The sequence below is a fragment of the Synechococcus sp. MIT S9503 genome (assembly GCF_047304175.1).
Classification (GTDB): Bacteria; Cyanobacteriota; Cyanobacteriia; order PCC-6307; family Cyanobiaceae; genus Synechococcus_C.
Map to the genome: position 1 here is coordinate 521,516 of NZ_CP138955.1, position 12,806 is coordinate 534,321.

The following is a 12,806-nucleotide window of genomic DNA, read 5'->3' on the forward strand; positions in this document are numbered from 1 at the left end:
GTGTGCTGTTGGTGATTATTTGATCTGCATGGTCGAGGCAATGATTTTCAAATAATCTGCTGCATTTTAAACAATATACTAAGTTCACTTTTCTAGCTGATGGTTTGCGTTTGAAACTAACTGACTGGTCCTTTCCAGCCGACAGCGCAACAAAAAACCCCGCTGATGCGGGGTTTCAGTAATTGGTGGCGGGGGGGAGATTTGAACTCCCGACCTTCGGGTTATGAGCCCGACGAGCTACCAGACTGCTCTACCCCGCGTTGACTCATTCATTGTACAACTTGGTGTTTGAAGACACCACGCAATTATGGTCAGGTTCGCAGCTCACCTTCCACATCGAGGTGAACGCCTGGGTTGAGAATCAACAACTGTTCTTCCAGCTCCTTCAGTCCACTCGGCGTCATCCAGTCGAGCTGGCGCAGCAGGTGCAGAGCCACAGCCTGTTTAGCCCGTCTGGCTCCGTCCTCAACCTTGATCGCCACGCCGAGGCCTTCGCCCGTTCTGCTCAGGCACTGAATGCCTTCAGCACCTCCTTTGCTGATCACCTGGTGGTGGGAGCGCCGCATCAGTTCCGTGTCAAAGCGCCCCTCGCCGGCAACCAGTTCAGGATGCGCCAGCATCGCCCGACTGATCTGTTCCAGTTCCGCGTGTGTTGAGGATCCGAGATGGGCAAATAACAGAGCCATCTGATCGAGCTGTAGGCGCAACGTGGGAGCGCCGCAGTCATCCCGTTCGGCGACCAGTTCCTCAGGGGGAAGACCCAGCAGTTCCGCCACGCGTCGTGAAACCTCCTGCTGCAGAGGGTGATCTCCCTGGAGGTAGGTCTCGATCGGCCAGCCCATCTTTCGGGAGGTGATCAAAAATGCAGCATGCTTTCCGGAGCAGTTGTGCTCAAGAGGACTGGAACGGCCCGAGGGGACGGGGCACTGAAGATCGCTGCTTTCCAGTTCCGCGTTCCAGAGCATCCTGAACGCTTCACGTGCGTGCCCAGGGGTTCCCGAATGGGATCCACAGCTGATGGCAATCCCTCGCTCACCACAGCTGTAGGTTTCCGACGCACCGCTGCTGATCAGTGGAAGAGCCTGAAAAGGCTTGAGCGCAGAGCGAATGAAGGTTTCGAAGTCCGGCTGTCCGGCCCTCATCAGCACCCGGCCGCGGCTGTCGCAGACAACGGCATGCGCTTTGTGAGTGGATTCGATGGAGGATCCCCGTCTCAGTCGGACTTCCAGAGCCGGAGAACTCAGGGAACGCGCCGAGCCGCGGTAACCCGATGGGATCGACATGCCCTGCTGGTTAAGGTTCAGAGAGCCTGACAGATGCTGGCACCACCAAGCATCAGGCCTGTGACCAAGGCCATCGCCCTTCCGAGTCTGCCCAGGATCGGTCTGACTTCGTGTTGAGCCAGCAGCAGATCACGTTCCCTCCAGGACACCGGTTTTTCCCAGACCTGACCGTCATACCAACCAGATTCCTCGTACTCCACCTTTTCCGAGAGAAGGCGCTTGTGCACATAGGTCCAGCCAAGCCACTGACGGATCAGCAGCAGCATCGGCATCACAAGGGCAGCGACACCGCCGGCGATCAGCAGACGCACCGGATCGTTGCGAAGCGTCCAGCTGCCGCTCGCCACCAGAACGGTGACCGGTGAAATCAGAAGCCAGCTGATCAAAAGTGCTCGATCGAGTGACACCTGGGCCGTGCAGGGCCATGCGAAAAACCAGGAACGGCTGAACTGAGCAAATTCCTCCTGAGGTCTCTGTTCAGGTGGAACAGGGCAGGGGATGCTCGAAACCATGCCGGGCTGCCTGTTAGTGATCTATTGGTCTGGACGTTAGGTAGGGACGTCGTTCCCCGTGGCTCCAAAATGCTTCAAGGTCGTAGTAACTACGTTCCCCTGGTTGGAGCACATGCACGATAAGTTCGCCGTAATCCAATAGGGCCCAGCGACCTTCGTTCACGCCCTCCTTGCGCAGAGGCAGCCTCTGAACCTCGTCTTCGAGACGGTCTTCGACGGATCGCGCAATCGCCCTGACCTGCACATCGCTCTGGCCACCGGCGATCACCATCCAGTCAGCAAGGCTTGACACCTCATCAACACGAATGAGCTGGATGTCCACCGCTTTGCGGTCATCGCATGCATCGGCAGCGAGTTCCGCAAGCTTTTCACTATCCATAAACGTTTTCGCTGGTGACAGACTGACGGGAGCCTTGTTGTTGTGCCATTTCAGCGCGAGCCTTACCCGCACTCTTGCGCAGCGCCTCCAGACGGTCTTCAAAAAAACTGCGTTTTTTCTTCTTCCTGGTTTTCTCAACGAGATCCTTCAGTGCGCCTCCGAGGCTCTTGTAAGCGTTGGGAACGCTGTAGCCGAAGCGACAGGCCAGATCGATGGCCCGCTCATCGGCTGAAATTGCATCACGAAGGCGTTTTTCAGCGTTGTTCTTGAGATAGAGCCGGTAGCCCGCGAAGCCGGACAATCCAAGAGCCATGAGCAACAGCAGTCCGTCCTGAACCCAGAGTTCACCGATGGCGCCACCCAGGCCGATGGCCAGAGCTGCCATCTCCCATCCATCCCGGGGAATCGTGTCGTTCTGAATCCTGCCCACCTCGTGCCAGAACAGCAGGTTGCGATGATCCAGTGCCAGGTTGTCCCAGGCGTCGAGATCAACCTGAATCTCAACTTCGTCCCTGCCGATCTCCTCGAGTGTGATAAGCGCCGGCTCAACAGCGGCTGCTGCCTCGACGAACACCCAGCTCTGCATCTCCGGGGGCAGCAACCCTTTCAGACGCTGGAGTTCACTCATGACTGTTGATCGTTCTCCTGGCCCTCAACGCTAGCGACTGCCGGGCAACTGCCGCTGAACAGACGCATGTCCACACGGGGCTGCGTGGGAGACTCAAAAGGTTTGGCCGCTGAGAGAACGCCCATGCCCCGGCGGAACGATCTTCGTCGCATTCTTCTGCTGGGCTCAGGGCCGATCGTGATCGGTCAGGCATGTGAATTCGATTATTCGGGAACTCAGGCCTGCAAAGCGCTTCGTGCAGAGGGGTACGAAGTTGTGCTGGTGAATTCCAACCCCGCTTCGATCATGACCGATCCGGACATGGCGGATCGCACCTATGTGGAACCACTCACTCCTGAGGTGGTCGCCAGGGTGATCGAGCAGGAGCGACCAGATGCCCTGCTTCCCACCATGGGCGGTCAGACCGCTCTCAACCTTGCGGTCACGCTGGCTGAAAACGGAACGCTGGAGCGCTTCGGGGTTGAACTGATCGGTGCCGATCTGCAGGCGATCCGTAAAGCGGAGGATCGCCTGCTGTTCAAGCAGGCGATGGAACGGATCGGTGTGAAGGTCTGTCCTTCGGGAATCGCTTCATCGATGGAGGAGGCCGAGGCCGTCGGAGCCGCCATCGCGACCTATCCGAGGATCATTCGACCAGCCTTCACTCTCGGAGGCAGCGGAGGTGGCATCGCCTACAACCCGGAGGAATATGCCTCAATCTGCAAGACCGGTCTCGATGCCAGCCCCGTCTCGCAGATCCTGATTGAAAAGTCGCTGCTGGGCTGGAAGGAGTTCGAACTGGAGGTGATGCGCGATCTCGCCGACAACGTGGTGATTGTCTGCAGCATTGAAAACCTCGATCCGATGGGAGTTCACACCGGTGATTCGATCACCGTTGCTCCCGCACAGACCCTTACGGACCGTGAATACCAGCGCCTGAGAGACCAGTCCATCGCCATCATCCGCGAGATCGGAGTTGCCACAGGCGGCAGCAACATTCAGTTCGCCATCAATCCCGTCGATGGAGAAGTGGTGGTCATCGAGATGAATCCCCGCGTCAGCCGCTCCTCCGCACTGGCCAGCAAGGCCACCGGGTTCCCGATTGCCAAGATCGCGGCACGTCTGGCGGTTGGGTACACCCTCGACGAAATTCTCAACGACATCACAGGCAAGACGCCCGCGTGTTTTGAACCAACAATCGATTACGTCGTCACCAAGGTTCCCCGCTTTGCCTTTGAAAAATTCAGGGGCTCGCCTGCGGTGCTCACCACGGCCATGAAATCCGTTGGCGAAGCCATGGCCATCGGGCGCTGTTTCGAGGAGTCGTTTCAGAAAGCGTTGCGTTCCCTGGAGACCGGACTCTCAGGCTGGGGTGGAGATCGTGCGGAACCAGAGTTCACTGCTGCTGAGCTCGATCGCTCTCTGCGAACCCCCTCGCCGGAGAGGATCCTCACGGTGCGTGCTGCGATGCTCGCCGGACGTTCGGATGAGGACATTCACGCGCTCAGCCGGATCGATCCATGGTTTCTGGCGAAGCTGCGCGTGCTGATCCAGGTCGAATCCGAACTGCTTCAGGGCAGACAGCTGTCGGAGATCACCGCGGAGCAGTTTCTCAGGCTCAAGCAGCTCGGATACTCGGATCGTCAGATCGCCTGGTTCACCTCATCCGATCAGCTCGATGTGCGCGAAGCGCGGCTTCAGTTTGGGATTCGCCCCGTGTTCAAGACCGTGGACACCTGCGCGGCCGAATTCGCTTCAACCACTCCCTACCACTATTCCTCCTATGAGCGGGCGGTATGTCGCCTTGATGATGCTGGGAACTTGAGGGTTGAACCACCGGCAACGGAGGTTTCAGAAGAGAAGAGGCGCAAGCTGATGATTCTTGGAGGAGGACCCAATCGAATCGGCCAGGGAATCGAATTCGATTACTGCTGTTGTCATGCCTCCTTCTCGGCCCAGGACCGTGGCTTCGCCACGGTGATGCTCAACAGCAACCCTGAAACGGTTTCCACTGACTACGACAGCAGTGACCGGCTCTATTTCGAACCTCTCACCCTTGAGGATGTTCTCAATGTGATCGAGGCGGAGCGTCCGGAGGGAGTCATTGTTCAGTTCGGCGGTCAGACGCCGCTCAAGCTGGCCATGCCACTGCTGCGATGGCTGAATTCACCCGCAGGCCAGGCCACAGGAACCCGTATCTGGGGCACTTCACCCGAATCAATCGATCGTGCGGAGGATCGAGAGCAGTTCGAAGCGATCCTGCGTGAACTTGAGATCCGTCAACCGCGTAATGGCCTCGCCCGCAGCGAGCATGAAGCCCGTGCGGTTGCCGGCACCGTGGGCTATCCGGTGGTGGTGCGCCCCTCCTATGTGCTCGGCGGTCGGGCGATGGAGGTCGTTCATGACGAGCAGGAGCTCAACCGCTACATGACTGAGGCGGTGCAGGTGGAGCCTGATCACCCTGTTCTCATCGATCAATACCTCCAGAACGCCATTGAGGTGGATGTGGATGCTCTCTGTGATCGAGACGGTGTGGTGGTGATCGGTGGACTGATGGAGCACATCGAACCGGCAGGAATCCATTCAGGTGATTCCGCCTGCTGCCTGCCATCGGTGTCTCTGGGTGATGACGCGCTCACCACCATTCGTTCATGGACCGAGGCACTTGCCCTGCGTCTTCAGGTTCAGGGTCTGATCAATCTTCAGTTCGCGGTTCAGCGGACTCAGTCAGGAGAGGAGCGGGTGTTCATCATCGAAGCGAATCCGCGTGCCTCAAGAACCGTTCCATTCGTTGCGAAGGCCACCGGTGTGCCGTTGGCGAGAATCGCTACGCGTCTGATGGCAGGCGAGACCCTTGCGGAGATCGGTCTCAGCCAGGAACCTTCTCCGCCGCTTCAGGCGGTCAAAGAAGCTGTGCTCCCGTTCCGCCGCTTCCCAGGTGCCGATTCTCTTCTTGGTCCTGAAATGCGCTCCACAGGGGAGGTGATGGGCTGGGCGCCGAAATTCGGGATGGCTTATGCGAAGGCGGAGCTGGCGGCTGGTGATGCCTTGCCCAAGCAGGGCACCGTTTTCCTGTCCACCCATGACAGGGACAAGCCGGCTCTGGTTCCTGTTGCCAGGCGTCTGATCGACCTGGGCTTCTCGCTCACGGCCACAGCGGGCACGGCAGCCACCCTGACTGATGCAGGTCTTCAGGTGCAGTCGGTGCTCAAGGTTCATGAAGGGCGCCCGAACATCGAGGATCTGATTCGCTCCGGCGCTGTGCAGCTGGTGATCAACACGCCGATCGGTCGTCAGGCCGCCCACGACGACCGCTACCTGCGGCGTGCTGCTCTCGATTACTCCGTGCCGACCCTCACCACACTGGCCGGAGCACGTTCCGCGGTTCAGGGTATTGAGGCACTTCAATCACAGACGTTTGATATCCATGCCCTTCAGGATGTTCATCAAGAGGTTCAGCCCCGGTAGTGTCGCGGCAGCATCCATTCCCTGAAGTGACTGTCACCAGCATTCCCGACGTTGCCCCCGGCAGTGACTGCCGGGATGCCTTTCGAGCCGCCTACGAGAACCGCTACACCTGGGAACCCGAATTCGGAGGTTACCAGGGCCGTTGCATCTGGGAGCAGGGCGACCGCCGCGTTGAAGGTCGCTTCAAGATCGGCGCTGATCTGAAGGCAAAGGTTGAAGGTGTCGATGATTCTGAGGTGGAGAAGGCGATTGCCTCCCAGCTCTGGGAAGTCGCCATTCATCGTGTTCGCCGCTCCTTTGACCAGGTGCATGGTGCCAATACATTCACCGCAGGCGACAGCACCGATGAGGGTCTGGAAGTTTTGATCGGCGGCAAGGGTGAAGGTGATCGCTACCGCATCAAAGGCGATGTGGTGACCATGGTTCACCGACATATCCACGGCACTGTGGTCACCATTCACACCGGCAGCACCACAGATACCGGTTCCGGCTATCTGAGTCGTGATTACTCCAGCCAGTACGCAGACCCTGCCAGCGGAGAAGAGAAAGGTCCTTCCAGTCACTTTGAAGACACGTTCGTGCCTCTGGGTGAGCAGGGCAGCTGGGTGCTCGAACGCCGGGCCATCCGTTCCAAGGATTCCGATGGATCTGACACGCTGCAGATCTTCCAGTTCACTGATCTGGCCGCACTCTGATGCTCTCTATCGCCACTGTCTCCCAAGGTTTCGACAGCATCGTCACTTCCATCAACGGTCCGATCAGCTCCTTTGCATGGGGGTGGCCCACCGTTGGTCTGATCTCCGTGACCGGTGTTCTGCTGATGGTCGGCCTGCGGTTCATGCCGATTCTGCGACTCCCTTATGGAGTGCGAATGATGCTGGCTCCCTCGGATCAAAAGGCTGAAGGCGACATCAGCCCTTATCAGGCTCTGATGACATCGTTGGCGGCAACGGTTGGCACCGGCAACATCGCCGGAGTTGCCGGTGCGATCGCCATTGGTGGTCCCGGGGCGGTGTTTTGGATGTGGTTGATCGCCTTCTTCGGCATCGCAACCAAATACGCCGAAGCTGTCTTGGCGGTTCACTACCGCGAGGTTGATGAGCTGGGAAATCACGTCGGCGGCCCGATGTACTACATCAGCAAAGGCCTCGGGCCCCGCTGGGTCTGGCTTGGCGGAGTGTTTGCTCTGTTCGGCATGCTCGCCGGTTTCGGAATCGGTAATGGCGTTCAGTGCTTCGAGGTGTCCAGTGCCCTGCTCGGCCTGGGGATACCCCGGGAAGTGACGGCCGTGGTGCTCGGGGTGCTCGTGTTTGCCGTGATCATCGGTGGTGTTCGCCGTATCTCGAAGGCTGCCTCCGCCATTGTGCCGTTCATGGCGATCGCCTATGTGCTTGCCTGTCTCATCATCCTTCTCGCCAATATCGGCAGCATCGGTGATGCCTTTGCAAGCATTTTCAGCAATGCATTCACCGGTCAGGCAGCTGCCACCGGCACCCTCACCCAGGTGATCCTGATGGGATTCAAACGTGGGATTTTTTCGAACGAAGCTGGTCTGGGCAGCGCACCAATCGCCCATGCGGCCGCCCGCACCGATGACCCTGTCCGTCAGGGCACGGTGGCGATGCTCGGCACCTTCATCGACACGATGATCATCTGCACACTCACTGCACTGGTCATTCTGGTCAGTGGCATCGCAGGAGGTGGACTCTCAGGTTCCGAGCTGTCCATCGCCGCCTTCGATGAAGCGCTCTCCGGTTCTGGCTGGATCGTCACCATCGGCCTGCTTGTTTTCGCTTTCACCACCGTTCTCGGCTGGAGTTTCTACGGCGAACGCTGCACGGAATATCTATTCGGCGTCAGGGCGATTCTTCCCTTCAGAGGTGTCTGGGTTGCAGTGGTGGTGATCGGCTCGCTCGTTGGTGACCGTGGGGTCGTCTGGGGCGTTGCGGACACACTCAATGGCTTGATGGCGATTCCCAATCTGATCGCACTGGTGTTGCTGTCAGGAACCGTGTTCGAGCTAACGCGTCGTTATCACTTCCCCGACACGGTCGAATCCTCCGACTGATCAATCCTTGTGGGGCTTCAATCTTGACGTCTGAGTTGAAAGCCTCCTCCGATTGGGAGAGGCCTTTCAACTGTCGAAATTGGCTGGATTCTTCAGCTCTGCTCGGGAAGAGGTGTCACATTCTTCAAACGCTCATTCAGCTGCATCGCCATTGACTGGCGTCCAACCGCCAGCACCTTCAGGGTGTCTTCGTGCATCCGCAGTTGTGCGTCGGCAACCTGCATTCCGCGCACCAGTTCCTTCAGATCATCGGGAAGCTGATTGAGGTCATAGCGCTTGCCCTCAAAGGTGAGTACAGGGTTTTCTGCAGGTGTAGCGGTCATTTCACAGGAACTGAATCCCCAGCAATTTAGCTGCGTGAATTGCGAATCATCTGGCGTTCACAAAGATCTCGATAGCGACCGTTTTTCGCCATCAGCTGATCATGGCTGCCTCGTTCGCTGATCTGCCCCTGGTCGAGCACCACGATCTGATCGGCTTCCTGCACAGTCGCCAGCCTGTGGGCGATCACCAGCACCGTTCGGCCGTTCATGGCCTGACGCAACCCCAGCTGAACAGCAGCCTCGGCTTCGGCATCCAGAGCACTGGTGGCTTCATCGAGCAGCAGCACCGCGGGATTTCCCAGAACGGCTCTTGCAATGGCGATACGCTGCAGCTGACCACCGGAGACATTGGTGCCTCGCTCCTCGAGTTTCGTGTCGTAGCCATCCGGCAACGCCATGATGAAATCATGGGCATTGGCAAGACGTGCTGCCTCAATCAATTGAGCATGGCTGGCTGATCGGCCGAAGCGGATGGCCTCGGCAATGCTGCCGGAGAACACTGTTGTGCGCTGTGGCACGAGGGCAACCTGCTGCCTGAGTTCACGAGCTTTCACCTTTGCCAGATTCTTGCCGTCAAGTTCGATCGAACCTGACTGGGCGCTGTTGAAACGCAGCAGCAAAGAGAACAGAGTGCTTTTGCCGGCACCGGAGGGGCCGACCAGCGCCACCACCTGCCCTGCCTCGATGCTCAGATTGATGTCACGCAGAACCGGTTCTCCATCGCCGTAAGCGAAGACAACCTGTTCCAGATTCAGGTGTCCTGCAGGACGGCCGATCGGCAACGCGGGAACAGGATCCGCTGATTCCTGGGGTTCCTGTTCGATCTGGCGCAGCCGACGCAGTGAAGCCTGACCCTGCTGAAATTCGTTGAAGTTGTTGGTGACGTGAGCAATCGGGTCAATCAGCACAACCAGACCGGTGAGGTAACTGCTCAACCCGGCAATGCTCAGACCATCGTTCTGAATTCGCCAGGCGGCCAGCCCCAGCACTGAGAAGAGCCCCACCACTTCGATCATCCCCACCACCGGATGCTGAAGGGCCACCAAGCTGTAGGTGCGGTGTCTGGCCTGACGGTGCTGGTCGATCTCTTCTTCAAAACGGCCTTGCAGCCAGGGCTCTGCCGCAAAGGCGCGCACAAGAGGCAGTCCCTCGATCGCCTCCCCCAGCAGGCCGGCGAGCTCACTCACTTTTTTCTGGCTGCGTTCGGTGGCGGCCATCACCTTGGCCCCAAACAGGCTGATCAACCAGATGATCAGTGGTGCAAGCAGCAGGATTGAGGCTGTGAGCTTCCAGTCCAGCCAGAGCATGTAACCCAGCACGGCCAGCAGCTGGAGCACGCTCGGAAGCGTGTCGTGAATCGATTTGTAGAGAACCTCACTCACGCGATCGGCGTCTTCGGTGAGTCGGTAGGTGAGATCGCCGGCCGAAAGCTTCTCAAGAGCTCCAAGCTCAACGGTCTGCAGGCGGCTGAACAAATGGCTGCGCAGGGTTTTGCTCACCTGGAGAGCCGGCCCTGCCAGAAGGGAGTCCTGTCCGAACTGAGCCAGTTTCTGAATCGCGAAAATCAGCACGCCTTGGCCGATCAGTGCGAGCACCCTGCTGAGATCTCTCGATCCCAGCGCTGGGAAGAGATCACCTGCGAGATTGAGCAGCAGCAGAAAACTGCTCACGTACACGAGCATGCAGATCAGCCCGAGGCTCAGTTGCGGCAGATGGGGCCGCAGCAACGGCAGCAGCCTGCGGAACCCTGCCTCGGACGTTTTCAGCATCGCGTCACACTATCAATGCTCTTTTGTGCCCTCCAGGACCGATGCGCCTTGATCAGTTCCTGAAATGGCAAGGCTGGGTCGGTACCGGCGGTGAGGCCAAGATGCTGATTCAGGCAGGGGAAGTGCTTGTGAATGACTGCGTTGTCACACAGCGCGGTCGTCAGCTCAACCTTGGTGATCACGTGAAGCTGCGCAGAGATCAGGCTGTGGTCACGAAGATCTGAGAGGTTCTTGCTCGCGTTGGAACGTAAGTTGGCTGCTGCTGAGCCGCAGAGGACGCAAGCGTGGGCAAACCGGTGATTGCTGGAAACTGGAAGATGCACATGACGTGTGCCCAGACCCGGGACTGGTTGACCACGTTTCTGCCGCTGATCGCCGACACGCCTGATGATCGTGAGTTGGTGGTTGCACCTCCATTCACAGCGATCAGCACCATGGCTGCAGTGAGTTCAGGGTCCCGGGTTGAGATTTCCAGTCAGAACGTGCACTGGGAGGCGCAGGGAGCTTTCACGGGTGAGATCGCACCCTCCATGCTTGAAGAGCATGGTGTGCGCTACGCCATTGTCGGTCACAGCGAGCCGCGCAAATATTTCAGTGAAAGTGATGAACAGATCAATCATCGCGCCCGCTCAGCCCAGGCCCATGGTCTGATTCCAATAGTTTGTGTCGGCGAAAGTGATGAACAGCGCAGCCGCGGAGAAGCGGAGCGCGTGATCCGTCGTCAGGTGGAACAGGGTCTTGAAGGACTCGACCCCAACAGGCTTGTTGTCGCCTATGAGCCCATCTGGGCCATCGGAACCGGCAAGACCTGCGAGTCTTCAGAAGCAAATCGCATCTGTGGTCTGATCCGCAGCTGGGTGGGGGCTCCTGATCTGATCATCCAGTACGGCGGATCCGTGAAGCCAGGCAACATCGATGAACTCATGAGCATGAGCGATATCGATGGTGTGCTCGTGGGTGGAGCGTCGCTCGATCCGGAAAGTTTCGCGCGCATCGCCAACTATCAGGTCTCCTGATCAGGGATGCGTTTTCCGGATTGCTGGGGCGACCGCCCGGCTGTGATGGGGGTGATCAATCTCACCCCGGATTCATTCAGCGATGGAGGACGTTTCAACCGGGTGGATCTGGCCTTGAACGAGGCCTCACGTCAGCTTCTGCAGGGAGCTCAGGTGCTGGATCTCGGTGCTCAGAGCACAAGGCCTGGTGCTCGTGATGTGGGAGCTGATGAGGAGATCGCACGCCTGCTTCCCTGTCTCCAGAGCATTCGGGCCGCCCATCCTCAGGCGATTCTTTCGGTGGACACCTTTCTGGCACCGGTTGCCAGAGCAGCCTTGGATGCAGGAGCCGACTGGATCAATGATGTCAGCGGAGGCAGGCGGGATCCTGCCCTGCTGAGCGTGGTTGCCGATGAGGGCTGTCCTTACGTGCTGATGCACAGCCGCGGGGACAGCCGCACCATGGATGACTGCACTGATTACGGCGATCAGGGAGTTGTCGCCGGAGTCCTGAAGGAACTCAGGCTCAGCAGTGATCGCGCCGTCCGGGCGGGGCTGCGCCGGGAACAGCTGATCTGGGACCCAGGGCTCGGCTTCGCCAAGACCAATGAGCAGAATCTTCAGCTGATCCAACAGCTGGAAGACCTTCAACATGACGGTATCCCTCTGCTTCTGGGCCCGTCTCGCAAGCGTTTCATAGGTGCTGTGCTTGATCAGCCCCGGGCCAAAGCCAGGATCTGGGGGACGGCTGCTGTCTGTGCCAGGGCTGTAGATGCCGGCGTCCACGTGGTGCGAGTTCACGATGTGGGACCGATCCATCAGGTGGTGACCATGGCAGCGGCTGTGTCGCGCCGGCGTTGCCGCCAAGCCGACACCCATGAATGATCTGGCTAGAACGGACCCCTTCGTAAGGCATTCATGAGCACGCAACCTGCGCTCACCCTTCTCTTTGACGGGGGATGTCCACTCTGCGTCCGTGAAGTGACGTTTCTGCGTCGCCGGGATCGTGACCAGTCCATCCGCTTCATTGACATTGATGCACAGGACTACTCACCCGAGGATTGGTCTGGCATTAGCTATCGCCAAGCGATGGCGAGGATTCATGCCATTCAGGCCGATGGAACAGTGCTCACGGATGTCGAGGTGTTTCGCGAGGCTTATCGCCTGATTGGTCTTGGCTGGCTGTATGCGCCAACCCGTTGGCCAGTGATCGGGCCAGTGATTGACGTGCTTTATGGCGTCTGGGCTCGGTATCGGCTGAAGATCACCAACCGAGCCTCGCTGGATCAGCTCTGCCTTGATCGCTGTGAACGGAGACTCTGAGATGGTTCGTTGTGGCATCAAAAAGCCGGTGCTTTGACACCGGCTGAGACAACGAGACAACCTGCGATGCGTTTCTGGC

14 protein-coding genes and 1 tRNA gene are annotated in these 12,806 nt (G+C 58.6%); 7 read left to right on the forward strand and 8 right to left on the reverse strand.

Annotated features, from left to right (window positions below; translation table 11 throughout):
* Positions 1-183: 183 nt before the first annotated feature.
* From SIB56_RS02840 to SIB56_RS02865, 6 genes are all read right to left on the reverse strand, one after another.
* Positions 184-260, reverse strand: a tRNA-Met gene (locus SIB56_RS02840).
* Between the two features lie 51 nt (positions 261-311).
* Positions 312-1,283 (reverse strand): asparaginase, encoded by a 972-nt coding sequence (locus SIB56_RS02845; RefSeq protein ID WP_413325203.1) that lies wholly within the window; start codon positions 1,281-1,283, stop codon positions 312-314.
* Positions 1,284-1,300: 17 nt separating this feature from the next.
* Positions 1,301-1,795, reverse strand: a complete 495-nt coding sequence (locus tag SIB56_RS02850) for a CGLD27 family protein (RefSeq protein WP_413325205.1) — start codon at positions 1,793-1,795, stop codon at positions 1,301-1,303.
* 13 nt (positions 1,796-1,808) lie between these two features.
* Positions 1,809-2,174, reverse strand: a complete 366-nt coding sequence (rsfS, locus tag SIB56_RS02855; RefSeq protein WP_413325207.1) for a ribosome silencing factor — start codon at positions 2,172-2,174, stop codon at positions 1,809-1,811.
* A complete protein-coding gene (locus tag SIB56_RS02860) occupies positions 2,167-2,802 on the reverse strand; it encodes a DUF3318 domain-containing protein (protein WP_413325209.1) in 636 nt (211 codons plus the stop codon). Before SIB56_RS02860 ends, rsfS begins: the two co-directional genes overlap by 8 nt.
* Complete coding sequence (locus SIB56_RS02865) at positions 2,799-2,927, reverse strand: hypothetical protein (protein WP_413325211.1); 129 nt, start codon at positions 2,925-2,927, stop codon at positions 2,799-2,801. The genes SIB56_RS02860 and SIB56_RS02865 overlap by 4 nt, the downstream gene beginning before the upstream one ends.
* Between SIB56_RS02865 and carB the strand changes: the two genes are divergently transcribed.
* Genes carB through SIB56_RS02880 form a run of 3 tightly spaced genes read left to right on the forward strand, consistent with a single transcriptional unit; the run spans position 2,926 to position 8,317 of the window.
* A complete protein-coding gene (carB, locus tag SIB56_RS02870; RefSeq protein WP_413325214.1) occupies positions 2,926-6,249 on the forward strand; it encodes a carbamoyl-phosphate synthase large subunit in 3,324 nt (1,107 codons plus the stop codon). The two genes, SIB56_RS02865 and carB, sit on opposite strands and share 2 nt — an antisense overlap.
* A gap of 26 nt (positions 6,250-6,275) precedes the next feature.
* Positions 6,276-6,944, forward strand: a complete 669-nt coding sequence (locus SIB56_RS02875) for a DUF3386 domain-containing protein (RefSeq protein ID WP_413325217.1) — start codon at positions 6,276-6,278, stop codon at positions 6,942-6,944.
* Entirely contained in the window at positions 6,944-8,317 is a 1,374-nt protein-coding gene (locus SIB56_RS02880) for an alanine/glycine:cation symporter family protein (protein WP_413325219.1), read from the forward strand. Before SIB56_RS02875 ends, SIB56_RS02880 begins: the two co-directional genes overlap by 1 nt.
* A 92-nt stretch (positions 8,318-8,409) precedes the next feature.
* Here SIB56_RS02880 and SIB56_RS02885 read toward each other — a convergent pair whose 3' ends face one another.
* The gene (locus tag SIB56_RS02885) at positions 8,410-8,640 is read right to left on the reverse strand and encodes a DUF6447 family protein (protein WP_413325222.1); all 231 of its coding nucleotides are present in this window, start codon (positions 8,638-8,640) and stop codon (positions 8,410-8,412) included.
* Between the two features lie 26 nt (positions 8,641-8,666).
* The gene (locus SIB56_RS02890; protein ID WP_413325224.1) at positions 8,667-10,409 is read right to left on the reverse strand and encodes an ABC transporter ATP-binding protein; all 1,743 of its coding nucleotides are present in this window, start codon (positions 10,407-10,409) and stop codon (positions 8,667-8,669) included.
* A 41-nt stretch (positions 10,410-10,450) separates the two neighbouring features.
* Here SIB56_RS02890 and SIB56_RS02895 point away from each other — a divergent pair, with 41 nt between their 5' ends.
* From SIB56_RS02895 to SIB56_RS02910, 4 genes are read left to right on the forward strand one after another with little or no spacing between them, the layout of a single operon-like run.
* Positions 10,451-10,633 (forward strand): RNA-binding S4 domain-containing protein, encoded by a 183-nt coding sequence (locus SIB56_RS02895; protein ID WP_413325226.1) that lies wholly within the window; start codon positions 10,451-10,453, stop codon positions 10,631-10,633.
* A gap of 60 nt (positions 10,634-10,693) precedes the next feature.
* Positions 10,694-11,425: a triose-phosphate isomerase gene (tpiA, locus tag SIB56_RS02900; protein WP_413325228.1), complete on the forward strand. Its 732-nt coding sequence runs from the start codon at positions 10,694-10,696 to the stop codon at positions 11,423-11,425.
* A gap of 6 nt (positions 11,426-11,431) precedes the next feature.
* Positions 11,432-12,289, forward strand: coding sequence for a dihydropteroate synthase (folP, locus tag SIB56_RS02905; RefSeq protein WP_413325230.1), 858 nt, complete (start codon positions 11,432-11,434; stop codon positions 12,287-12,289).
* A gap of 33 nt (positions 12,290-12,322) precedes the next feature.
* A complete protein-coding gene (locus SIB56_RS02910; protein WP_413325232.1) occupies positions 12,323-12,727 on the forward strand; it encodes a thiol-disulfide oxidoreductase DCC family protein in 405 nt (134 codons plus the stop codon).
* Positions 12,728-12,806 lie beyond the last annotated feature (79 nt).